This window comes from Altererythrobacter xiamenensis, assembly GCF_900177715.1.
Lineage (GTDB): Bacteria > Pseudomonadota > Alphaproteobacteria > Sphingomonadales > Sphingomonadaceae > Erythrobacter > Erythrobacter xiamenensis.
On record NZ_FXWG01000001.1, the window covers coordinates 581,393 to 603,243 of the forward strand.

The 21,851-nt window shown below is 63.5% G+C and carries 23 protein-coding genes; 11 read left to right on the top strand and 12 right to left on the bottom strand.

The genetic code is table 11. The features are described 5' to 3' along the window. Window positions 1-2: 2 nt before the first annotated feature. From CCE89_RS02955 to CCE89_RS03000, 10 genes are all read right to left on the bottom strand, one after another. Window positions 3-1,460: a UDP-N-acetylmuramoyl-tripeptide--D-alanyl-D-alanine ligase gene (locus CCE89_RS02955; protein WP_086436520.1), complete on the bottom strand. Its 1,458-nt coding sequence runs from the start codon at window positions 1,458-1,460 to the stop codon at window positions 3-5. Next, window positions 1,460-2,959, bottom strand: coding sequence for a UDP-N-acetylmuramoyl-L-alanyl-D-glutamate--2,6-diaminopimelate ligase (locus CCE89_RS02960; RefSeq protein ID WP_086436521.1), 1,500 nt, complete (start codon window positions 2,957-2,959; stop codon window positions 1,460-1,462). The genes CCE89_RS02955 and CCE89_RS02960 overlap by 1 nt, the downstream gene beginning before the upstream one ends. Beyond that, window positions 2,956-4,677: a peptidoglycan D,D-transpeptidase FtsI family protein gene (locus CCE89_RS02965; RefSeq protein ID WP_086436522.1), complete on the bottom strand. Its 1,722-nt coding sequence runs from the start codon at window positions 4,675-4,677 to the stop codon at window positions 2,956-2,958. Before CCE89_RS02965 ends, CCE89_RS02960 begins: the two co-directional genes overlap by 4 nt. Beyond that, a complete protein-coding gene (locus CCE89_RS02970; RefSeq protein WP_086436523.1) occupies window positions 4,674-5,204 on the bottom strand; it encodes a hypothetical protein in 531 nt (176 codons plus the stop codon). Before CCE89_RS02970 ends, CCE89_RS02965 begins: the two co-directional genes overlap by 4 nt. Further along, entirely contained in the window at window positions 5,201-6,163 is a 963-nt protein-coding gene (gene rsmH, locus CCE89_RS02975; RefSeq protein ID WP_086436524.1) for a 16S rRNA (cytosine(1402)-N(4))-methyltransferase RsmH, read from the bottom strand. Before rsmH ends, CCE89_RS02970 begins: the two co-directional genes overlap by 4 nt. Next, window positions 6,160-6,648 (bottom strand): division/cell wall cluster transcriptional repressor MraZ, encoded by a 489-nt coding sequence (locus CCE89_RS02980; protein ID WP_086436525.1) that lies wholly within the window; start codon window positions 6,646-6,648, stop codon window positions 6,160-6,162. The genes rsmH and CCE89_RS02980 overlap by 4 nt, the downstream gene beginning before the upstream one ends. Window positions 6,649-7,015: 367 nt before the next feature. Further along, entirely contained in the window at window positions 7,016-7,759 is a 744-nt protein-coding gene (locus CCE89_RS02985; RefSeq protein ID WP_143255947.1) for a hypothetical protein, read from the bottom strand. A 10-nt stretch (window positions 7,760-7,769) separates the two neighbouring features. Then, window positions 7,770-8,174 carry a hypothetical protein gene (locus tag CCE89_RS02990; protein WP_234989912.1) on the bottom strand — a complete coding sequence of 135 codons (405 nt, stop codon included), beginning with the start codon at window positions 8,172-8,174 and terminating at the stop codon, window positions 7,770-7,772. 22 nt (window positions 8,175-8,196) lie between these two features. Then, entirely contained in the window at window positions 8,197-9,210 is a 1,014-nt protein-coding gene (locus tag CCE89_RS02995) for a cysteine synthase A (RefSeq protein WP_086436527.1), read from the bottom strand. Between the two features lie 189 nt (window positions 9,211-9,399). Then, window positions 9,400-9,717, bottom strand: coding sequence for a 2Fe-2S iron-sulfur cluster-binding protein (locus CCE89_RS03000; RefSeq protein WP_086436528.1), 318 nt, complete (start codon window positions 9,715-9,717; stop codon window positions 9,400-9,402). Between the two features lie 107 nt (window positions 9,718-9,824). Between CCE89_RS03000 and CCE89_RS03005 the strand changes: the two genes are divergently transcribed. From CCE89_RS03005 to CCE89_RS03020, 4 genes are all read left to right on the top strand, one after another. Beyond that, a complete protein-coding gene (locus CCE89_RS03005; protein WP_086436529.1) occupies window positions 9,825-10,442 on the top strand; it encodes a DNA-3-methyladenine glycosylase family protein in 618 nt (205 codons plus the stop codon). A gap of 80 nt (window positions 10,443-10,522) precedes the next feature. Further along, entirely contained in the window at window positions 10,523-12,592 is a 2,070-nt protein-coding gene (locus CCE89_RS03010; RefSeq protein ID WP_327078634.1) for a S9 family peptidase, read from the top strand. Between the two features lie 116 nt (window positions 12,593-12,708). Further along, entirely contained in the window at window positions 12,709-13,515 is an 807-nt protein-coding gene (locus CCE89_RS03015; protein ID WP_086436530.1) for an SDR family oxidoreductase, read from the top strand. 20 nt (window positions 13,516-13,535) lie between these two features. Continuing rightward, window positions 13,536-14,339, top strand: coding sequence for an SDR family oxidoreductase (locus CCE89_RS03020; protein ID WP_086436531.1), 804 nt, complete (start codon window positions 13,536-13,538; stop codon window positions 14,337-14,339). Window positions 14,340-14,367: 28 nt separating this feature from the next. Here the strand turns inward: CCE89_RS03020 and CCE89_RS03025 are convergent, their stop codons facing one another. Next, a complete protein-coding gene (locus CCE89_RS03025) occupies window positions 14,368-14,673 on the bottom strand; it encodes a 4a-hydroxytetrahydrobiopterin dehydratase (RefSeq protein ID WP_086436532.1) in 306 nt (101 codons plus the stop codon). Between the two features lie 72 nt (window positions 14,674-14,745). Here CCE89_RS03025 and ccmA point away from each other — a divergent pair, with 72 nt between their 5' ends. Further along, the gene (gene ccmA, locus CCE89_RS03030) at window positions 14,746-15,327 is read left to right on the top strand and encodes a heme ABC exporter ATP-binding protein CcmA (RefSeq protein ID WP_086436533.1); all 582 of its coding nucleotides are present in this window, start codon (window positions 14,746-14,748) and stop codon (window positions 15,325-15,327) included. Further along, window positions 15,327-15,974 carry a heme exporter protein CcmB gene (locus tag CCE89_RS03035; protein ID WP_086436534.1) on the top strand — a complete coding sequence of 216 codons (648 nt, stop codon included), beginning with the start codon at window positions 15,327-15,329 and terminating at the stop codon, window positions 15,972-15,974. The genes ccmA and CCE89_RS03035 overlap by 1 nt, the downstream gene beginning before the upstream one ends. 141 nt (window positions 15,975-16,115) lie before the next feature. Here CCE89_RS03035 and map read toward each other — a convergent pair whose 3' ends face one another. Further along, window positions 16,116-16,943 (bottom strand): type I methionyl aminopeptidase, encoded by an 828-nt coding sequence (gene map, locus CCE89_RS03040; RefSeq protein WP_086436974.1) that lies wholly within the window; start codon window positions 16,941-16,943, stop codon window positions 16,116-16,118. Window positions 16,944-17,013: 70 nt separating this feature from the next. Here map and CCE89_RS03045 point away from each other — a divergent pair, with 70 nt between their 5' ends. The 5 genes from CCE89_RS03045 to glnA all read left to right on the top strand — a co-directional run bounded on the left by CCE89_RS03045 (window position 17,014) and on the right by glnA (window position 21,837). Then, entirely contained in the window at window positions 17,014-18,402 is a 1,389-nt protein-coding gene (locus CCE89_RS03045; RefSeq protein WP_086436535.1) for a leucyl aminopeptidase family protein, read from the top strand. A 97-nt stretch (window positions 18,403-18,499) separates the two neighbouring features. Next, window positions 18,500-18,841, top strand: coding sequence for a hypothetical protein (locus CCE89_RS03050; protein ID WP_086436536.1), 342 nt, complete (start codon window positions 18,500-18,502; stop codon window positions 18,839-18,841). A 20-nt stretch (window positions 18,842-18,861) separates the two neighbouring features. Then, window positions 18,862-19,788 (top strand): N-acetyl-gamma-glutamyl-phosphate reductase, encoded by a 927-nt coding sequence (gene argC, locus CCE89_RS03055; protein WP_086436537.1) that lies wholly within the window; start codon window positions 18,862-18,864, stop codon window positions 19,786-19,788. 199 nt (window positions 19,789-19,987) lie between these two features. Then, complete coding sequence (locus CCE89_RS03060) at window positions 19,988-20,326, top strand: P-II family nitrogen regulator (protein ID WP_086436538.1); 339 nt, start codon at window positions 19,988-19,990, stop codon at window positions 20,324-20,326. 101 nt (window positions 20,327-20,427) lie between these two features. Further along, window positions 20,428-21,837 (top strand): type I glutamate--ammonia ligase, encoded by a 1,410-nt coding sequence (glnA, locus tag CCE89_RS03065; RefSeq protein WP_086436539.1) that lies wholly within the window; start codon window positions 20,428-20,430, stop codon window positions 21,835-21,837. The last annotated feature ends 14 nt before the right edge of the window (window positions 21,838-21,851 follow it).

The window sequence follows — 21,851 nt, forward strand, 5'->3', positions numbered from 1 at the left end:
CCTCATCCTTCGAGGCCTGCGAAATGTGCCACCAACTTGCCGAGACCGACCGAGTTGGATCCCTTGACCAGAACCGCGTCCCCTGCGGTTACGCCATAATCCTCCAGCGCCGCGATCGCCTCTGCAGGATTACTGCAATGCGCGAAGGTGATGGCGTTGTGAATCCCGCCGCCACTCGCTTTCCCCAGTTCCCGTGCGAGTGCGCGCATTTCCTCGCCCACCAGCACCGCATGATCGATTTTTCCCTCGATCAGCGCCTCGGTGAGCTGCGCGTGGAAGCGCTCGGCGAAATCGCCCAGCTCTTTCATGCTGCCCAGCACCGCGAGGCGTCGAGTCGCTGGCGTGTGCCCCAATTGGCGCAAGGTTGCGCGCATGGAGGCCGGATTGGCGTTATAGCTTTCGTCGATCAGCAATGCCTTGCCGCCAGCTGCCGCGATACGATGACGAGCGCCGCGTCCCTTGAGCCCGCCCATCTCTGCCAGCGCAAGTCCGGCTGCGGCGAGATCGCCGCCCGCCGCACGAACCGTCGCCATCACGCCGAGCGAGTTGGCGATCCAGTGCTCGCCCGGCTCCGCAACCGAATAGCACAGCCGTGCGTCCCCGAGGTCGGCGGTGACCAGCGAACCGCCATTGGCGCTGGGGATCGCATCGAGCAGGCGCACGTCAGCGTCCTTGCTCGCGCCGAAAGTGAGAACCTTGGCACCCAGCGCGCGGGCGCGTGCGATCAATTGTGCGGAGTATTCGCTGTCGGCCGGAATCACGGCCGTGCCGCCTTCGACCAGGCCGCCGAAAATCTCTGCCTTGGCGTCGGCGATCGCCTCCATACTGCCAAGGTTCTCGATATGCGCCGGTGCGATGGTGGTGATTAGCGCCACGTTCGGGCGCACATGGCGCGTGAGAACGTCGATCTCGCCCTTGTGGTTCATGCCCATTTCGAACACGCCGTAGCGACTGCGCGCAGGCATCCGGGCAAGGCTCAAGGGCACGCCGACATGGTTGTTGTAGCTGCGCACGCTGCGGTGGCATGCCCCGCGGCTAGCACGATCGAGCGCGTTGAAGATCGCTTCCTTGACGCCGGTCTTGCCGACCGAGCCGGTTACCCCGATCCGCACCGCATCGGTCCGGTCGCGTGCTGCATGGGCAAGAGCGTGGAGCGCCGCGGTCGTATCTTCTACCAGCACGTGCGGATAATCGACCGGGCGATCAACAATCGCGGCAACTGCGCCATTGGCAAAGGCCTTGTCGATGAACTTGTGCCCGTCCATCGCCTCGCCCTTGAGCGCGACAAACAGGTCACCGCCGCGCACATCGCGCGAATCCATTTCGACGCCCGAGGCCTGGAAATCATGGCTGGCGGTGCCGCCGGTTGCCGCAGCAATCTCGCGCGCCGACCACAATGCAAGCGGCAGGGCGTCGCGGGCCTCGGTCGGCCAGGCAATGAGAGCTGGATGCGTCGCCATCAGGCCGCTCCCTGCTCTGCCGCGCATTCGCGCGCAACCGTCACATCGTCGAAAGGCAATACCCGCATATTTTCCCCCGAGCCTATTATCTGGCCTTGTTCATGTCCCTTGCCGGCGATCAGCACGATGTCGTGCGCACCTGCCAGCCGGATCGCTTCGGCTATCGCGGCGCGTCGGCCGCCGATTTCCTGCGCGCCCTCGCTCCCGGCTGCATGCACACCCTTCATGACTTGCGCCCGGATCGCGCCTGCGTCTTCGCCGCGCGGGTTGTCATCGGTGACGATGACGATGTCGGACTGATCGGCCGCTGCACGCCCCATCGGCTCGCGCTTGCCAGCATCGCGATCGCCGCCCGCGCCGAACACGGTGATAAGCCTGCCATTTTTCTCCGCATCGACATGGGGTTTGAGCGCAGCAATAGCCGCCTCGATCGCGTCGGGCGTATGCGCGTAGTCGACATAAACGGGCGAACCTTGCGGGGCGATGACTGCGCGCTCGAGCCGGCCGCGCACCGGCTGCAGGCGGCCGACAGCATCGAACACCATCGAAGCGTCCGCGCCGCTGACCAGCGCGAGCCCCGCCGCAACCAGCGCGTTGGACGCCTGATAGGCCCCGATCAGCGGCAGCTTGATGGTGCGCTGCATCCCCTCATATTCGATTTCGAGCGTCTGGCCGAGCTGTGTCGGTGTGCGGGCAAGCAGGCGAATGTCCTCGCCCTGCTCGCCCGCCGTAAACACGCGCAGCGCCCGTTGTTGCGCGTGTTCGATGGCGCGGCGGGTCCACTCGCTGCCTTCCCCGCCATGCCAGATAACCGCCGTTCCGCCGTCATCGACCACTTCGTCGAAAAGGCGCATCTTGGCCGCGAAATAATCCTCCATATCCTTGTGATAATCGAGGTGATCGCGGCTGAAATTGGTGAAGGCGCAGGCCGATACCGGCACGCCTTCATTGCGATATTGCGAGAGACCGTGGCTCGATGCTTCGTAAGCGACATGCGTCACGCCTTCGCGCGCCAGCCCGCTCATATTCGAAAGGAAGGTGACGATGTCAGGCGTCGTTAGGCCCGTCGACACGCTCTCGTCGGGGGTCGTCACGCCAAGCGTGCCGATGCTCGCAGCACGCTCTCCGCACATGCGCCAGATCTGCCGCGTCATTTCGACCGTGGAGGTCTTGCCGTTGGTCCCGGTGACCGCGACGATCACGTTCGGCATAGGAGTGAAGAAGCCCGCGGCAAGGCGTGCGAAGGCGCGGCGCGGCTCTTCGTCCGCTATATGCACCGCGCCTTCGACTGCGACCTCGGGGCGAGCCACGACAGCTACCGCTCCGGCTTGAATGGCTTCGGGGATCACGTCTTCGGCATTGAAGCTTGCACCGCGAAAGGCACCAAAGACCGTGCCGGGTGCCACCTTGCGATGATCGATGGCGAAACCGGTCACGCTGGCATCGCCCCCCTCGCTGAGCGTAATCCCGGCCCGTTCTGCCAGCGCGCCCAGCTTCATGACTTGCCCTTGACGACCAACGGCTTGAGATCGCTGATATCGACATCGCGGGTTGCGTCGGGCCGGATCCCAAGAACCGGTCCAATCCGCGGAACCAGCTTCCCGACGATCGGAGCCGCGGTCCAGCCGGCTGTCCGCTGGAAGGAGCTGGCGACGGTACCATGTGGCTCGTCTAGCATGGCGATCACGACATAGCGCGGGCGATCCATGGGAAAGGCTGCGGCGAAGGTCGAAACCAGCGAAGACTGGCGATAGCCGCCATTGCCCGGCTTTTCGGCGGAACCGGTCTTGCCACCGACACGGTATCCCGGCGCATCTGCATTCTTCCCGGTACCGTAGATCGTGATCATGCGCAGCAGCTGGCGCATACGCGAAGAAGTCGAGGCCTTGAACACGCGGCGGCCACGTGGGGCAGCACCCGGTTCCAGCTTGCGCAAGGTTGCAGGCCGCCAGATTCCGCCATTCACCATCGCGGCATATGCACTGGCAAGGTGGAGCGGCGTGACCGCGATACCGTGACCGTAGCTTACCGTCATGTTGCGAAGGCGCGGCCAGTCATCGCCGGGCCAGATCGGGAATCCGCGAGCTGGAAGTTCGATGTAAGGGCGCTCGTTCATGCCGAGATCGATGAGGGTCTGACGCAGCCGCTTGGCACCCAGTTCGTCGGCGACCCGCGCGGTCACGGTATTCGACGAGTAGATCAACGTCTGAGGGACATTCAGCACTTCACCCTTGGGCTTCAGATCCTTGATACTGAACCGACCCACCTGAACCGGTGTCGCATTCCAGGGTTTGCCAAAATCCCTGACCACCCCGGCATCGATCGCCGCAGCAACGGTTATCGGCTTGAAGGTCGATCCAAGCTCGTAAACCTGGTTGGTCACCCGGTTGAACATGTTCTTTTCGCCTTCCTCGTCGATCCTGTTGGGATCGAACTCGGGAAGTGACGCAAGCGCCATGACCTCGCCAGTGTCGACGTCGAGGACGATTCCGGCCGCACCCATGGCGTTCACCGCCAGCATGCCCTTGCGAAGTTCATCCTCGAGCGCGCCCTGTACGCGCGCATCGATCGACAGGGGAATGGGATCGGCCCTTGTTGCCGGGTCGGTCAGATGCTTGTCGAGCACCTGCTCCATACCCACACGGCCATGACCGTCGGCTGCGACATAGCCGAGAATATGCGCGCCCATCGAACCTTGCGGATAATGGCGGTCACTTTCACGCGGCATTTCGAGTGCAAGTTCGCCAAGAGCCTGAACGCGGTTCGCCTCTTCCGGCAGCACCCGGCGGCGCAAATATCCTGCACGGCCTGAAGCAAGCTTTTCGGCGACATCGACCGGATCGATGGAAGGAAAGATCGCGGCGAGTTCTTCGGCGATTTCGGCTGGCGGGCGCACCAGCGGTGTCCCGCCGTCGCCCAAAGCCTCGGGATTGTACCACAGCGCATATGCCGGGAAAGCGCGCGCCAGCGGGGTACCATTGCGGTCGGTGATTTCCCCACGTGGCGGAAGCAGCGCCTCTTCAAGCGAAGTGCGGGTAAGCGCGCGATCGGAGAGACCGAGATGGAAGATCCGCAGCACCGCTATGAAGGCAACCACGGCAAAGACCAAAGCGACCCATAATACGCGCCAACGCGCGGTGACGAGCGACTGCCGCCGGATCGTCACCAGTTGCACCCTGCCTGTCGGGACGGCCATGCTGGCCGACAGCGCCGTCATTCAGCAACCTCTGCGGTCAGAATTGGGCGAGCCTGCGCCTGGCGAACAGGCGATGCCTCCGCGAGGAACTCACCGAAGGTCTGCGCGAAATCCTGATTGGCAGCGACTTGTTCGGCGACTGCAAGTTCGACGGGCTTGCCTGTGAGCGGCGATACCATCTGGCGCTCATCCTCGCCCTGATCCGAATTTTCAGCGCGTGCGAAACGAACCGGATCGGGGGCACCCGGCGCGCGGGGCGCGCCAAGGCTCGCCAGCTGGCGTTCGTTTTCGAGATACTGGTCGGCGCGCGGCGCCTGGTAGCCGAACTCGACGACGTTCCAGTCGGACAGCTGGCGCTGGCTGGCGCGCGTCTCGAACTCGGTTTCGAGCATCAGCGTTTCGCGTTCGAGAGCGATAATCTCACGCTCGGCGAGGAGCACTTCACTCTTCACCGCGTGAACGCGGAAACTCAGGACAAGGAACAGGCTCAGGCAAACGAGCAGGGCGGCGGCCCAGCCGATCTGGCGGAGGCGGCTACCGGCGATCATGCGACGAGCTCCCGTGCCGGGGCGTCGGTGCGGATAGCATGGCGCAAGGTGGACGAGCGCGCGCGCGGGTTGCGCGCAATTTCCGCAGCGCCCGGGCGAATGGCCTTGGAAACTTTTTCGAAAACGACAGGCGCCTGATCCAGTTGGGGCAGGTGGCGAGAGCCGCCGCCGCGCTGCGAGGCATCGCGCAGGAAGCGCTTGACGATCCGGTCCTCCAGGCTGTGGAAGCTGACGACCGCCAGCCGTCCGCCAGCGCGTAGCAGGTGTTCCGCGGCATTGAGACCGGCGCGCAGTTCGCCCAGCTCGTCATTCACATGGATGCGCACCGCCTGGAATGTGCGGGTCGCGGGATCTTTCTTGTCGGTCGGCTTGTGCCCCAATGCCTTCCGCACCACGCGAGCGAGATCGCCGGTCGTCTGCAGCGGACGGGCGGCAACGATCGCGCGGGCGACGCGGCGCGACTGGCGCTCCTCGCCATAGTCAAACAGAACGTCGGCGATTTGATCGACCTCGGCAGAATTGAGGAAGTCGGCTGCGCTCGTCCCCTCCTGGCTCATCCGCATGTCGAGCGGGCCGCCGGCGCTGAAGGCAAAGCCGCGCTCCGCCTGGTCGAGCTGCATCGAGCTGACACCGATGTCCATCGTCACACCGTCGACCTGCGCCACGCCCGCTTCGGCGAGAGCATCGACCATTTCCGAAAAGCGCCGCGGATGGAGCACGAGGCGCGGAGGGGTGGTTCGCGCTTCTGCCCATCCGCGGCCCTCGGTGATCGCGCTGGGGTCGCGATCAAAGGCGTGAACGGTCGCGCCGCGTTCGAGCAGCGCACGAGTGTATCCGCCGGCACCGAATGTGGCGTCGACAATCACGTCGCCCGGCTGCGGATCGAGCGCAGCGACAACTTCGTCCAGGAGGACGGGAATGTGCGGGGCATCGCCCGGAAGATCGGTCGGCGCGCTCATTTCTTCTTCGCCTTCGCTTCGGAAACGAGGTTTTCGCAGGCCGCCTGCGCGCTTTCCCACTCGCTGCCCATCGCGGCGAGCTCTTCGGGGTTCCAGATGGTGAAGAAGCGGCCTGCACCCTGGAAATAGAGCCCGTCCTCGACCCGGCCCAGCGAGCGCAGGTGATCGGGCATGACGAAGCGGCCACTCTCGTCGAACGGGATTTCGACGAAGCCGAAGAGCTGGTTGGCGCGGAGGTCGCGGTCGAAATCATCCCTGCCAAGGCGCAGTGCGCGTTCTTCCTCGCGGTCGAGCTGTACTTCGAGTTCAGCCTTGCGCGAGAGACCGAAGCCGACGAGGCAGTTCCAGCGTTCGTGTTTGGCGAGACAGAGGACGCGCCCTTCCGAGCTTTCCTTCACGGCTTTGCGGAAAAGCGGAGGCAGGACGAAACGGCTCTTATCGCCCGCGGGCGAATAAGCCTGTCCGCTGTACCCTCCGAAAGACACCTGTGAATCTCCGCCCTAAGCCCCGTTTCCGGCATGCCTTCTCCGCCGCCACCAACGCGCAAGGGCGGGTAGCGCGCCGCCTTTTCACTGGCGGCACATCACGAAGCGGCATGTCCGATGGATGATGGTCATATCGCGGGCACGACGGGGATGAAAGGGATTTTTGCGGGATTTCACGGGATAAGGTAGTAAATATCTGATTTACCATAGTTTATTCAAAGTCGATTATCTTTAGAAATCTCGGAGATATCCTCAGGGTTTCCCCTCAATCGTCTGAAATCGATGGTGAATCGCCGCTGGAGTCGGTTTCGACTCGGATTTTCCCGTGAAATCCCCGATCCGGGTCGAGCCTCGACCCGCAAGCCGTTCAGCGCAAAGCGTAATCCGCCAGAGCGAGGATGATGTCGGCCTCTTGCTCGCCGCCATCGCGCGCTTCGAACAGGGCGGCATCGGCAAGCACGGTAACCTGTCCTTCGCCGACCTGGCATCGGGCGATCAGTCCGCTTGCTTCGATGGTGCAGTTTCCAATGCCACTTTGTCTTTTCGTCAACCGACCGGCGATGGCCACTGGTAGTGGACCGACCGGCGTGTCGATGATCTGAGGGGCATTGTCCGAGTTCTCTTCGCGCGTTTCCATGATCACCCCCCAGCGCGGCAGGACCGGCGGGACGATACCGATGACGGAGGGGTGGCGCGGATCGCCCAGCGGCGCAGCGTATTCACCGGTCAGCATCGGATCGATCACATAGAGCAATCGCCCCCCATCCTGCACCCAGTCATCGAGCGCGACATTTCCGGCGGGCGATATCCCGCGCGGCTGCACGATGAGCAATCGCTCTAGCCCTTCGAGGACCGCGCCCTCCCGCTCTTCAGACACGAAGCTATCGACCGGACGCAGGTCATAGCGCTGTTCGAGCACCTGCCTCACCCAAGGAAGTTCGGCATTCTCGTCGAGCAGCGTCGCAAGATCCGCGCCATCGGCCCAATAAATCGGGAGGCCTGTCATCAGACCGAGTTCGGCGCGCTCGGAGGCAGGGACCGGTCGGCTCTCATCGCTTGGCCACAGCGTATACGCCATCACTCCCGCGAGCAGGGCGAACGCTATGGGCACGATAGTGCGCTTAATTGCCTGGGGGAGCACCGATGTCTTCTACTGCGCCGCCGCCATTGTTCGGGCGTGCCGGGGCGTCCCGACCCGGCGCGATTTGCGCAGGGTCTTGCTGCGTGGGTTGCGGCGTTGGCTCTGCAGGCATGTCAGGAACGATGCCCGCGTCGGCGAGCGGGTCATTGCCGGTCTGCTCCGCGCTCGGCTCGGTCGTCGGTGCTGCCTCGGGGACCGCCTGCTCGTCGGTCACGCGCGCACGGTTCTGAATGACGTTGGCCAGCGCGACCAGCAGCAGCATTGCGCCGATCCCCGCGAGCCCGACCTGCAGGCGCTGGAGCGCTTCGGCACGGGTGCCGCCGAGCGGTGTGGCAGCTTCTTCGCCCGTCCCTTTCTCGTCGCGCGCGAGGCCCAGAAGTTTCATCGGATCCACGAGGACGATCCTATCACGCCTGCTCGAGCCAGTCGAACACCGGAAGGTCCTTCGAACGCAGCCATTCGGCATTGTACAGCGTCGAGAGATAGCGGAAGCCGGTGTCGCACAGGATCGTCGCGACGCGCACATCCTTGCGCCCTTCGGCCACCAATTGCTTGCCGAGCTCTATCGCACCCGCAACGTTGATGCCCGATGACAGGCCGAGGCACAGCCCCTCCTCTCGCAGCAATTTCGCCACCCATTCGAGGCCTTCTTCGTCGGAGATACGGAACTGCGTGTCGATCGGCGCGCCTTCCAGATTGGCGGTGATCCGCCCCTGCCCGATCCCCTCGGCCACCGAGGAACCTTCGGCCTTGAGTTCGCCATTGGCGTAAAAATTGTAGAGCGCCGCGCCATGCGGATCGGTCAGCGCGATGCGGATATTCTCGTCGCGTTCCTTCAGCCCCATGCCGACGCCGGCAATCGTGCCGCCCGTACCTGCAGCGCAGGTAAAGCCGTCGACCCGCCCTTCGAGCTGCTCCCACAGTTCGGGCGCGGTGCCTTCGATGTGAGCCTTGCGGTTGGCGACATTGTCGAACTGGCCTGCCCAGATCGCACCTTCGGTCTCTTCCGCCATGCGGCGCGAGACATGCTGGAAGTGTGCGGGGTCGGCATATTTGGTCGGGGGAACGAGAACCAGCTGTGCGCCAAGGGCACGCAACGTGTCCATCTTCTCCTTCGACTGGTTGTCCGGCATGACGATCACGGTCTTGTAGCCGAGCGCATTGGCGACCAGCGCAATGCCGATCCCGGTATTGCCCGCCGTCCCTTCGATCACCGTGCCGCCGGGTTTCAATTCGCCGCGCTTTTCCGCATCGCGGATCATGAAGAGCGCGGCGCGATCCTTCACCGAGGATCCGGGATTGGCAAACTCGCACTTGCCGTAGATGTCGCAGCCCGCTGCCTCGCTCGGCCCGGTCAGGCGGACGAGCGGCGTGTTGCCGATGAGGTCGAGGGTCGAGCCGAAAGGCTTTGTAATATTCATCTTGCGGGAATTAGGCGCAGCTTGTGCCGCGCGCAATGGAGTAAGGCTTTCCAGCCTGCTATCTGCGCTAGCACGCCCGGTCCGCGACAAGCGGACCGCAAGGGCAAACGCCCGCCCGCAGCGATGCGGCCTTCAGGTCGTGTGAGCGAGGATTTCGCACACTCGGATGAGTGTGCGGACATATCTCGCTTAATCTTCGTCGGCGATCGTGACCTTCAGGCCGTCGAGATCGTCGGTGAACGCAATCTGGCACGACAGGCGCGAGGTTTCATTGCGGTGGTCAGAGCTTTCGAGAAGATCGTCCTCGTCCTCGCTCATCTTCGGCAACTTGTCCGCGAAGGCCGGATCGACGTGCACGTGGCAGGTCGCGCACGAACAGCAACCGCCGCACAGCGCCAGCAGCTCGTCGAAGCCGTTGTCGCGAATGGCTTCCATCACGGTCAGGCCGTCCTCGACATCGATTTCCGAGGTTTCGCCTTCACGGGTGGTGACGATCAGCTTGGGCATATGTGCGTGTCCTTGTGCATGGGGCCGCCACGAGGCAACCACTATCGGCTCTTTGGGCGGGCTGCTAAGCATTGCCGCGAATATTTGCAAGCTAGGGGAAGTGATAAGTGGGCCTTTCGGCAGAGACGATCCGCAAGGGGCTGGACGCCGTCGCTCAGGGCGAACCACGCGTCGCCGAAGCGATCGAGCGGGTCGGCTATCCCGAACCGCGCATTCGCGATCGCGGCTACAAGACCCTCTTGAGAACCATTGTCGGACAACAGGTCTCGGTCGCAGCGGCGAGCTCGATGTGGAACAAGCTGGAAGCCGAGCTCGGCTCCGATTTCACCGCTGCCTGCCTCTTGGAACGCGATTTCGATACTCTTCGCGCCTGCGGATTGTCGCGGCAAAAGCAAGGCTATGCGCGCTCGCTATGCGAACTGGTCGAGGCAGGCGCAGTGGATTTCGAAAACCTGCCCAAGGATGACGAAGAAGCCATCGCCGATCTTACCCAGATCAAGGGGATCGGGCGCTGGTCTGCCGAGATTTACCTGCTGTTTGCAGAGGGGCGCCCGGACATCTGGCCGGCAGGCGACCTCGCCGTGCAAGAGGGGGTCAAACGCCTGCTCGAACTGGACGAACGCCCGACCGAGAAACCGACCCGCGAAATCGGCGAACGCTGGTCCCCGCATCGCGGCGCGATGGCGATCTTCACCTGGCATTATTATGCCAATCCTGCACTATGACCGCAGCGTAAGTCTATCTTGCCAAAGATGATTCCCGGTGTATTGTAATTCTAATACAGCTAGAGAGAGGACTGACCCCAATGACTTCTAGACACACCCCCCGCCTGCTGACCGCCCTGCTCGCCGCGAGCGCACTGACACTGCCCGGCGCAGTTCAGGCGGATCATCACGCCACAAACGGAGCCGAAATGACCGAAGCCACTGCAGCAGCCCCCCTGATCCCGCGTGACGCCCTGTTCGGCAATCCTTCGCGCGCACAGGGTCGCCTCAGCCCCGATGGCAAGTGGCTCAGCTGGCTCGCGCCGAAGAACGACGTGCTCAATATCTGGCTCGCCCCGGCCGACAATCCCGATGCGGCAAAGGCGGTAACAAACGCCACCGACCGCCCGATCCGCCAGCATTTCTGGGCTCCGGATTCGAAGAGCCTCGGCTATATCCAGGACAAGGGCGGGGACGAGAACTTCCTACTCTACGGGATCGATGTCGAGACCGGCGAAGAGCGCACGCTGACTCCGTTCGAGAACACCCGCGTACAGATCGTCGGAGCTTCGGAGAGCATCCGCGACAAGATCCTCGTCGGGCTCAACAACCGCAATCCGCAATTCCATGACGTCCACATGCTCGACCTCAACACGGGCGAGCTGACGCTGGTGCTCGAGAACAACGGCTATGCCGGTTTCATGGCCGACGACAATCTGGATGTGCGCATGGCGATGCGCCAGAATGCCGAAGGCGGCACTGACTACTTCAATGTCGTCGACGGCGAAGTGGAGGAAGAACCCTTCACCAGCACGGCGATGGAAGATTCGCTGACCACCAATCCCGCCGGTTACACCACGGACGGCACGATCCTCTACTGGCTCGACAGCCGTGACCGGAATACCGCTGCGCTCTATGCGCAGAACACCGAAACCGGAGAGCGCACGCTTATCGCGGAAAACGACAAGGCCGATATCGGCGGAACGATCCGCGATCCCAAGACCGGCGTCGTCGAAGCCTATTCGGTGAATTACCTGACGAATGAATGGACCGCGACCGATCCCGAGCTGAAGGCCGCGCTCGACTGGCTCGACGAACGGCTCGAGGGCGATTTCGGCATCTCGAGCCGGACCGAAGACGACCGCACCTGGATCGTGTGGAACGACCCGCTCGTGGCGCCGAGCAAGACCTACATCTTCGATCGCGATGCGGAAACGCTGACCGAGTTCTACACCACGCGGCCCGAACTCGAAGGCGCTCCGCTTCAGCCGATGCACCCGGTCGAGATCACCAGCCGGGACGGGCTGACCCTGCCCTCTTACCTCACCCTGCCGCCGGGCAGCGACAAGGATGGCGACGGACGTCCGGAAGAGGCAGTGCCGATGGTGCTCCTGGTCCACGGCGGGCCGTGGGCGCGTGATGAATATGGCTTCAACTCGATCCACCAGATGCTCGCCAACCGCGGCTACGCGGTGCTCAGCACCAACTTCCGCGGCTCGACCGGCTTCGGCAAGGATTTCCTCAATGCAGCCAACCTGCAGTGGGGCCTCAAGATGCATGACGACCTGATCGATGCGACCGACTGGGCGATCTCGGAAGGCATCACGGCTGAAGACCAGGTCGCGATCATGGGCGGCTCCTACGGCGGCTATGCGACGCTGGCAGGGCTGACATTCACGCCCGAGAAATTCGCCTGCGGCGTCGACATCGTCGGCCCGTCGAACCTCGAAACGCTGCTGTCGACCATCCCGCCATACTGGGCACCGCTGGTGAAGATCTTCCATACCCGCATGGGCGATCCCAATACGGAAGAAGGCCTGGCGCTGCTCAAGGCGGCAAGCCCGCTCTACAAGGCGGACCAGATCACCAAGCCGCTGCTGATCGCGCAGGGCGCCAATGATCCGCGCGTCAAGCAGGCCGAGAGCGACCAGATCGTGAATGCGATGAAGGAAGCCGGCATTCCGGTGACCTACGTCCTCTATCCCGATGAAGGCCACGGCTTTGCCAAGCCCGACAACAACAAGGCGTTCTTCGGCATTGCCGAAAACTTCCTCGCCGAATGCCTCGGCGGCCGTGCAGAGCCGCTGGGCAATGTGCTCGAACCCTCCAGCGCCGAGATTCTCGAAGGTGCGGAGCATGTGAAAGGCCTCGAAGACGCCATCGAGGGCTGAGGCCCCGGACCGTTCACGTCTGCGCCGTTTTTTCGGCGCTGACATGAATGTAAATAGCTGACAAGCGAGCCGCGCGGGGGTAGCACCTTCGCGCGGTTTTGCTTTGGGAGGGGAAAATGGCCGAACGCAGATCGATTTTCATCACCGGCGGTGCCTCGGGCATTGGCCAGGCCATCGCACTGTACTTTGCCGAGCGCGGCTGGTTCGTCGGCATCGCCGATGTGAACGAGAAAGGCATGGAGGAAACCCTCGGCCAGATCGCGGGCGGGTTCAAATATGCCCACCGGCTCGATGTGCGAGACCGCGCGCAATGGGACGAGGCGCTTGCCGCGTTTGAAACCGCTGCCGGCGGGCGGATCGACGTCGTAGTCAACAACGCGGGGATCGGTGCGGGCGGCGACATCGCCACCATGCCCGTCGACGAGATTGACCGCTGCCTCGACATCAATCTGCGCGGGGTGCTCTATGGTGCGCAGGCCGCCTATCCCTATCTCAAGAAGACCGCGCCCGGCTCTGCCCTCATCAACACCGCGAGTGCTGCTGGCATTCTCGGATCATCGGGCATGAGCGTCTATTGCGCGACGAAGTTCGGCGTGCGCGGCATCGCGGAAAGTCTCGATGCGGAATGGGCCGATGACGGGATCAAGGTGGCCTCGATCTGCCCATCCTTCATCGACACGCCGCTGCTCGATGGCACCGGCAGCCGCAATTCGAACGAGTTGATCCGCGACCGCGTTACTGATGCGGGACTGGAAATCACGCCGGTCGTGGAAGTCGCCGAAGCTGCATGGAAGGCGGTGCATGGCGACGACCTGCACTACCTCGTCGGCAAGACTGCGAAGAAGATGAACTTCGCCAAGCGCTGGATGCCTGGCCGCCTGCGCCAGCAGGCCCGCACCAATCTCAAGCCGCTTGGCCAATAATTTCTCAGGGGAGAGCCAGAATGAGCGAGCGCAGGTCCATCTTCATCACCGGCGGCGCGTCGGGCATCGGGCGCGAGGTCGCGCTCTATTTCGCCAAGCGCGGCTGGTTCGTCGGCATCGCCGATGTCGATCAACAGGGGCTGGAAGACACGCTCGGCCTGATCGAAGGCGGCTACAAATATGCCCACCGACTCGACGTGCGCGACCGCGCGGCTTGGGACGAGGCATTGCAAGCCTTCTCGACTGCGGCTGGCGGGCGCATCGATGTGGTCTTCAACAATGCCGGGATCGGCCATGGCGGCCCGCTGGCGGAACAGCCCGCCGAAGAGATCGAGCAGTTGGTCGCGGTCAATATGAAGGGCGTGCTGTTCGGCGCGCAGGCGGCTTATCCGCACCTCAAGAAGACCGCACCCGGATCGGCGCTGATCAGCACCGCGAGCCTCGCCGGGATCATCGGCGCGCCGAACCTCTCGGCCTATTGCGCGACCAAGTGGGGCGTGCGCGGAATGACCGAGGCGCTGGATGCCGAATGGGCTGCCGACGGCATCACCGTCGCCTCGCTATGCCCGGGCTTCATCGACACTCCGCTGATAGAACAGACCAATCCGGATTCGAACATGTCGGTCAAGGAAACGCTGACCGAAGCAGGGGTCGAGGTTTCACCTGTCTCGGACGTGCCCGAGGTGGTGTGGAACGCAGTGCATGGCGACAAGCTGCACTACACCGTGGGCAAGATGGCGGGCCGGCTGATGAAGCTGAAGCGTTGGCTACCCGGACGCGTGCGCAAGGAAATGCGCAGCCAGGGCGTCGGCGCGGAAATCTAGGACATCGCACGAAGGATGGCGTGCTCGACTACAACAGCGCGTCGATTGCTTCGGCCATGTCGGCATCGCGCTGCGACAGCGCGCCGCCATTGTCCGGATCGGCGTCATGCGTCGTCAGCGTGATCTCGACGCGGTTGTAGACGTTGAACCATTCGGGATGGTGATCGTGCTTTTCCGCGAGCAATGCCACGCGCGCCATGAAGCCCCAGGCCTCGCTGAAATCGGCGAACTGCAACTTTCGCTGGATCGCCGCGCCGTCTCGGGCGGATGACCAGTCTGAATGATCGGCAAGGAGGGTCGCCACCTCTTTCTCGTTGAGCTTCGGGACGGACATGGGGGCCTCGCTTTCGCAAATTGTCGTTCGAGTTATTGTTCGCCAGCCACCTTTCGCCTAACGCTCCGCGTCATGCAAGCGCGCCTCGCCGCATCCGATCTCGCCTGCCGCAGAGGCGACCGCGTGCTGTTTCGCGGGCTGTCGCTCGCGCTCGGTCCGGGGGACGTCCTGCATATCGAAGGCGCCAATGGCATCGGCAAGACGAGCCTGCTGCGCATCCTCGCCGGATTGCTCGCGCCCTATGCCGGATCGGTGGAGCGCGAAGGCGCGATCGGGCTGGTCGACGAACGCCCTGCCCTCGATCCCGACCTGCCGCTGGGCAAGGCGCTGGGTTTCTGGTCGCGGATCGACGGTTCGAGCGAGGCGGCGGCTATCGCCGAGCGATTGGCCCTAACCGACCTGCTCGACGTACCCGTGCGCTACCTCTCGACTGGGCAGAGGAAGCGCGCGGCGCTCGCGCGGCTCATGGGACAAGATGCGCCGATCTGGCTGCTCGACGAGCCCTTGTCCGGCCTCGACGAAGTGTCGCGCGGTCTCGTCGCGGAGCTGGTGAGCGAGCATTCGGCTGCGGGCGGAATTGCGGTCATCGCATCGCACCAGCCGCTGGTGGTCGAACGCTTCGAAGCCTTCGCGCTGGCGGAGTACGTGCTGTGATGCGTGCGATCCTGCGGCGCGATCTGGCGCGGCTGTTCCCGTTCTCGGGGAGCGGAGCGGCGCTGCCGCTGCTGTTCTTCCTCGCCGTGGCGATGCTCTATCCCTTCGCGGTCGGGCCTGACGCCAACCTGCTCGCGCGCACCGGCGGCGGCGTGGTGTGGATTGCGGCGCTGCTCGCGGCGATCCTCCCGCTCGACCGGCTGGTGCAGGAAGATATCGAGCTCGGCCTGTTCGACCAGCTGAAACTGCGTGGCGTGACCGAGGAAAGCATGATGGCGGTGCGCCTCATCGCGCACTGGCTGAGCTTCGGCCCGCTGCTGCTACTTGCGACAATTCCTGCTGCTGCATTGCTTGCGCTGGAGGGTGAGACTTTGCGGCTGCTGCTGCTCGGTCTGCTGGCAGGTACGCCGGGTCTTGCCGCTGCCGGACTGATGATCGCGGCGTTGACAGCGAGCCTTCGTGCAGGCGCAGCTCTGTCGGGCCTCCTGCTGATCCCGCTCGCGCTGCCGATCCTGATTTTCGGCGCTGGCGCGCTCGCCCGCGGAGATGCTGCGAGCGTGGGCTTCGCCGCCGCAATCAGCCTGCTGCTTGTAGCGATCACGCCCTTCGCAGCTGGGGCGGCTATCCGCGCTGCGCGGGAGGGTTGAGGCCCGTAGGCCCGGAAAAATACTGGTCGGCGAGACAACGGCGAGCGACCAGCGAGCCGCAAGGGCGACCGCCCGTCCGCAGCGACGCGATCTTTGATCGCATGAGCGAGGAAATCGCGAGCGCGGATGCGCTTGCGGAAACTAATACGGCGGCTGGTGCAGGCCCTTCCGGCTTTCGGTGAAGATCTCGATCCCGTCCTCGGTGATGCCGAGCGAGTGTTCGAACTGCGCCGATAGCGACTTGTCGCGGGTCACCGCCGTCCAGCCGTCGCCGAGGATCTTGGCCCAGGGCTTGCCGGTGTTGATCATCGGTTCGATGGTGAAGAACATGCCGGGCTTCAATTCCGGCCCCGTCCCCGCCTTCGCCGCATGGACGACTTCGGGCGCATCGTGGAACAACCGGCCGAGGCCGTGTCCGCAAAACTCGCGCACCACGCCATAGCGGAACTGCTTGGCATGCTCCTCGATCGCGGCGCCGATATCGCCCAGCCGCGCACCGGGTTTGGACGCCGCCTCGATCCCCAGCATGAGGCATTCGTAGGTCACATCGACCAGCCGCTTCGCCTTCAGCGGCGGCTCGCCCGCGTAGAACATCCGGCTCGTGTCGCCGTGCCAGCCGTCAAGCAGCGGAGTCACGTCGATGTTGAGGATGTCGCCTTCCTTCAGCACCTTGTCCGAAGGGATGCCGTGACAGATCACGTGGTTGATCGAGATGCAGGAGCTATGCGTGTAACCGCGATAGCCAAGCGTCGCGGGCACCGCACCGCCATCGAGCATCATTTCGCGGATCGCGGTGTCGAGGCTTTCGGTCGTGACGCCGGGCTCCACGAGGTTCGCCACCTCGTCGAGAATGTCGGCGGCCAGACGGCCAGCCTTGCGCATCCCCTCGAACCCTTCGGGCCCGTGGAGCTTGATGGTGCCGTCACGATAGACGGTCTCGGTTCCTTCGACGGTTTGGTACTGGTGCATGGCGCCCATTTAGTCGCTCTTGCGCGAAAATGCGAGTGACAAGCGGCTATCGCGCACTAAGTAGGCCTGCATGAGTGATTTTGCCGAGCTGATCCAACCCGATCGCGACCAGGACGCGATCCCCATCCACCTCGTCAACAGCGACACTTTCGACGATTGGGCCAAGGGATTGTCCTCCGGCCAGCGCGCCGCCCTCAAGGCGCAGAAATTCGACGGTGGCGGATACCAGGTCGGTATCGTGCCCGATGGCGACAAATGGTTCGCGGTAGGCGGTGTCGCCGATCCGGAAGAGCTTTCGAGCTGGTGTCTCGCCAAGCTTTCGGAAACCCTGCCCGAGGGTACCTACCGCCTCGCCAAGCATTCCACAGGCCCCGCGCTCTATGGCTGGCTGACCGCGCAATACCGCTTCACCCGCTACCGCGAGGAAGAAAACCCGGTCGGCCCGCGCGTCCTGCTGACCAAGGAGGTCAAGAAGATCGACCGCGCCGTTGCCGAGGCTTCTGCCGATTGCCTCGTGCGCGATCTCGTCAATACGCCTGCCGAGGACATGGGCCCGGCCGCGCTCGAAGCGGAGTGCGAGAAGCTTGCGAAGACGCACTCGGCGCAGCTCAAGGTGACCAAGGGCGACGCGCTCGAAACCGACTACCCGATGGTCCATGCGGTCGGCCGTGCGGCCACGCGCCACCACGCGCCGCGCATCATGCATCTGACCTGGGGCAAGGAAAGCGATCCGGTGATCGCGGTCGTCGGCAAGGGCGTCTGCTTCGATTCGGGCGGGCTCGACGTGAAATCGGCCGCCGGCATGAAGCTGATGAAGAAGGACATGGGCGGCGCAGCCCACGCGATCGCGCTGGCGGGCCTCATCATGAATGCCGGCCTCAAGGTGCGCCTGCACCTCTTCGTACCAGCCGTCGAGAACGCCATTTCCAGCAATTCCTTCCGCCCGGGAGATGTGCTCAAGACCCGCAAGGGCCTGACGGTCGAGATCGGCAATACTGATGCCGAAGGTCGCCTGATCCTGGGCGATGCGCTGACCCGCGCGAGCGAGGAAGAGCCCGAGTTCGTGATCGACTTCGCCACGCTGACAGGCGCGGCGCGCGTTGCGCTCGGCCCCGACCTCCCTGCCCTGATGACCCGGCGTGACGAGACGGCGGACGAGCTGATCGCGGCAGGCAAGGACAATGACGACGAGGTCTGGCGCCTGCCATTGCCCGAGGCCTATCGCGAATGGCTCAAGTCCGACATTGCCGACATCAACAACGCCCATGGCAATGCCTTTGCAGGGGCCAGCGTGGCGGGCCTGTTCCTCGATCGCTTCGTCGGTGACGACATCGACTGGGCGCATTTCGACACTTTCGCCTGGCGCCCGACGGCGAAACCCGGTCGCTCTAAGGGCGGCGCATCATATGGCCTGCGCGCGGCCTTCCACATGATTTCCGCCCGATACGCTGGCGAATAAGTTTGGCGCGGCTAACTTGCCCGAAAGCATTGGGGCGTATAAGCGCGCTCGCAATCCGCACGGGGCGGGTCGCGATGATGCAAGGGATCAAGCCGAAATGAGCGGCGCTACGACATATGAGGTACCGTCAGGTCCGCTGCGGCTGGCCGGTCCCGTGGTGCGTCCCGAACCCGGCACCCTACCCTTGCGCGGAGATCTCGCCCATATCGCGCTCGCCGGTACGCATCTCGCCGCGCATTACGTGATCCCGCATGCCCGCAGGATCGGTGCGCAGGAAACGATCATGTATCTCGCCTCGCGCGATGACAGCGAAGAAGTCATGCGGCTCGAGCCGGGAACCGAGGTCGAGGTTCTCGACGTCGCGAGCGAATGGCTGTGGGTTTGCCTGGGTCCTGAAGGCCCGTCGGGCTATATCAAAGCCGATTGCCTCGAAGGCTGAAGCGCGTATACGCCGCGCGCATGGCGACGCGCATTTTCATCGATGGAGCCGCCGGTACGACCGGCCTCGAAATCCGCGAACGACTGGACGGTCGCGACGCGTTCGAACTCATTGTGCTGGACGATGCCGAGCGCAAGAGCGAGACTGCGCGCCGTGACGCCCTCCACGCAGCCGATATCGCGATCCTTTGCCTGCCCGACGATGCGGCGAAGGAATCGGTCGCTCTCGCCGCGGGCTCGAACACGCGCTTCATCGACGCATCTTCCGCGCACCGCGTGGCCGAGGGCTGGACCTACGGCTTCCCCGAAGTGATCGGGCGTGAGCATATTGCCGAGGCGCAATTCGTGTCCAATCCCGGCTGCTATCCGACCGGCTTCATTGCCCTGATAGCGCCACTGGTCCGCGCCGGCCTGCTGCCAGCCGACTGGCCCTTCACCTGCAATGCCGTGAGCGGATATTCGGGCGGCGGCAAGGCACTGATCGAACGGTTTGCAGCCGAACCCGACATCGCTTTCCGCACTTACGGGCTGAATCTCGATCACAAGCACCTGCCGGAAATGCAAGCGCACGCAGGGCTCGACCACGGCGTCCTGTTCGCACCATCGGTCGTGCCCGCCTATCGCGGCATGGTGGTCGAAGTGCCGCTGCACCTCGGCGCGATGTCGACGGGTCCGCATGCCGACCGGCTGCGCGACGCACTCGGCCAATTCTATGAGGGTTCGCAGGTGGTCAAGGTTGTCCACGACGAGACGGAAAGCGAACTGCTGCTCCATGCGGACGCGCCCCCGCGCGATGACATGGAACTGCGCGTCTTCGGCAATGAAGGCGGCTGGAACGCGCGCCTCGTCGCCCGGCTCGACAACCTCGGCAAGGGCGCGAGCGGCGCTGCGATCCAGAACCTCAATATCATGTGCGGCCTTCCCGAAACCGAGGGCCTGAACCTCTAGGCCGAGCGCGTCTGCCTAATTTTTAGGCATCTGTTGGATTCGCATTGGGCACGAACTGCCGTCCAGCCCCGGAAAACCACGCAAATCCGCGGCAGGCAATTTGGCACGATTCTTGATCTCACGCGTAGGGTAAACAGTCGGCCGGCGGAGCGGGGTCAGCCCGACCGCACTGGCCAATTGTGCAGGGGATCGAGAAAACATGAAAAAGATCGAAGCGATCATCAAACCTTTCAAGCTCGATGAGGTGAAGGAGGCGCTCCACGAAATCGGAGTGTCCGGCATCACCGTCACCGAAGCGAAGGGTTTTGGCCGCCAGAAAGGCCATACAGAACTCTACCGCGGCGCCGAATATGTCGTCGACTTCCTTCCCAAGGTGAAGCTCGAAGTCGTGGTGAATGACGCCATCGCCGAACGTGTGACCGAAGCGATTGCCTCGGCGGCGCAGACCGGTCGCATCGGCGACGGCAAGATCTTCGTCTCGTCGATCGAGAACGCGCTGCGTATCCGTACCGGTGAGAAAGACGACGACGCAATCTGACCGACTTCATTCGCGGTGAGCCTGTCTAGCCGCGAATGCCTCACGATCCGCCCTTCGACAGGCCCGGGGCGAATGACAATCAACAGACAAGAGGTTTCTACATGAGCAAGGCGAAAGACGTCCTCAAGCAGATCAAGGACAACGAGATCGAGTGGGTCGACCTGCGCTTCACCGACCCGAAGGGCAAGTGGCAGCATCTCTCGATGGTGGCATCGGTGATGGGTGAGGACGAGCTCGAAGACGGGCTGATGTTCGACGGTTCGTCGATCGCCGGCTGGAAGGTCATCAACGAAAGCGACATGATCCTGAAGCCCGATCTCGACCGGGTCTACATCGACCCGTTCAGCGCCACGCCGATGATGATCGTGTTCTGCGACATCGTCGAACCTTCGACCGGCGACCTTTACAGCCGCGACCCGCGTTCGACGGCGAAGCGCGCAGAAGCCTATCTCAAGTCCACCGGCGTTGGTGACACGGTCTATGTCGGCCCCGAGGCCGAGTTCTTCATGTTCGACGACGTGCGTTTCGAAGACGGTTATGCCGGTTCGGGCTACGCCATCGACGACATCGAATTGCCGACCAACACCGGCAAGGAATACGATTCCGGAAACATGGCCCACCGTCCGCGCGCCAAGGGCGGTTACTTCCCCGTGGCTCCGGTCGACAGCGCCGTCGATATCCGCGGAGAAATGGTCTCGACCATGATCGAAATGGGCCTGCCCTGCGACAAGCATCACCACGAGGTTGCTGCGGCCCAGCACGAGCTTGGCCTGACTTTCTCGACCCTGGTGGAAACCGCCGACAACATGCAGATCTACAAGTATGTCGTGCACCAGGTCGCCCATGCCTATGGCAAGACCGCGACCTTCATGCCCAAGCCGATCAAGGAAGATAACGGTTCGGGCATGCACACCCACATGTCGATCTGGAACGACGGCAAGCCGACCTTCGCCGGTAACGAATATGCCGGTCTGTCGGAAAACTGCCTCTATTACATCGGCGGCGTCATCAAGCACGCCAAGGCCCTGAACGCCTTCACCAACCCGACCACCAACAGCTACAAGCGTCTGGTGCCGGGCTTCGAAGCGCCGGTGCTGCTCGCCTATTCGGCGCGCAACCGTTCGGCTTCGTGCCGTATTCCCTACGGCGCGGGCGACAAGGCGAAGCGCGTCGAGTTCCGCTTCCCCGATGCGATGGCCAACCCCTATCTCGCCTATTCGGCCCTGCTGATGGCGGGCCTCGACGGGATCACGAATAAGATCCACCCGGGCGAAGCCATGGACAAGAACCTCTACGACCTGCCGCCGGCAGAGCTCGCCGAAGTTCCGACCGTCTGCGGTTCCTTGCGTGAAGCGCTCGAAGCGCTCGAGGCCGATCACGAGTTCCTCCTGAAGGGCGATGTCTTCTCGAAGGACCAGATCGAAGCCTATGCCGAGCTGCTTTGGGAGCAGGTCATCCGTGTCGAAACGACCCCGTGCCCGGTCGAGTTCGACATGTATTACAGCGCCTGATCACGCATCTTTTC

Coding starts and splice junctions, on each gene's coding strand:
- CCE89_RS02955 (WP_086436520.1), bottom strand. CDS start 1,460: ATGGCGACGCATCCAGCTCTCATTGCCTGGCCGACCGAGGCCCGCGAC.
- CCE89_RS02960 (WP_086436521.1), bottom strand. CDS start 2,959: ATGAAGCTGGGCGCGCTGGCAGAACGGGCCGGGATTACGCTCAGCGAG.
- CCE89_RS02965 (WP_086436522.1), bottom strand. CDS start 4,677: ATGACGGCGCTGTCGGCCAGCATGGCCGTCCCGACAGGCAGGGTGCAA.
- CCE89_RS02970 (WP_086436523.1), bottom strand. CDS start 5,204: ATGATCGCCGGTAGCCGCCTCCGCCAGATCGGCTGGGCCGCCGCCCTG.
- rsmH (WP_086436524.1), bottom strand. CDS start 6,163: ATGAGCGCGCCGACCGATCTTCCGGGCGATGCCCCGCACATTCCCGTC.
- CCE89_RS02990 (WP_234989912.1), bottom strand. CDS start 8,174: ATGAAACTTCTGGGCCTCGCGCGCGACGAGAAAGGGACGGGCGAAGAA.
- CCE89_RS02995 (WP_086436527.1), bottom strand. CDS start 9,210: ATGAATATTACAAAGCCTTTCGGCTCGACCCTCGACCTCATCGGCAAC.
- CCE89_RS03000 (WP_086436528.1), bottom strand. CDS start 9,717: ATGCCCAAGCTGATCGTCACCACCCGTGAAGGCGAAACCTCGGAAATC.
- CCE89_RS03010 (WP_327078634.1), top strand. CDS start 10,523: ATGACTTCTAGACACACCCCCCGCCTGCTGACCGCCCTGCTCGCCGCG.
- CCE89_RS03015 (WP_086436530.1), top strand. CDS start 12,709: ATGGCCGAACGCAGATCGATTTTCATCACCGGCGGTGCCTCGGGCATT.
- CCE89_RS03020 (WP_086436531.1), top strand. CDS start 13,536: ATGAGCGAGCGCAGGTCCATCTTCATCACCGGCGGCGCGTCGGGCATC.
- CCE89_RS03025 (WP_086436532.1), bottom strand. CDS start 14,673: ATGTCCGTCCCGAAGCTCAACGAGAAAGAGGTGGCGACCCTCCTTGCC.
- ccmA (WP_086436533.1), top strand. CDS start 14,746: ATGCAAGCGCGCCTCGCCGCATCCGATCTCGCCTGCCGCAGAGGCGAC.
- CCE89_RS03035 (WP_086436534.1), top strand. CDS start 15,327: ATGCGTGCGATCCTGCGGCGCGATCTGGCGCGGCTGTTCCCGTTCTCG.
- map (WP_086436974.1), bottom strand. CDS start 16,943: ATGCACCAGTACCAAACCGTCGAAGGAACCGAGACCGTCTATCGTGAC.
- CCE89_RS03045 (WP_086436535.1), top strand. CDS start 17,014: ATGAGTGATTTTGCCGAGCTGATCCAACCCGATCGCGACCAGGACGCG.
- CCE89_RS03050 (WP_086436536.1), top strand. CDS start 18,500: ATGAGCGGCGCTACGACATATGAGGTACCGTCAGGTCCGCTGCGGCTG.
- argC (WP_086436537.1), top strand. CDS start 18,862: ATGGCGACGCGCATTTTCATCGATGGAGCCGCCGGTACGACCGGCCTC.
- CCE89_RS03060 (WP_086436538.1), top strand. CDS start 19,988: ATGAAAAAGATCGAAGCGATCATCAAACCTTTCAAGCTCGATGAGGTG.
- glnA (WP_086436539.1), top strand. CDS start 20,428: ATGAGCAAGGCGAAAGACGTCCTCAAGCAGATCAAGGACAACGAGATC.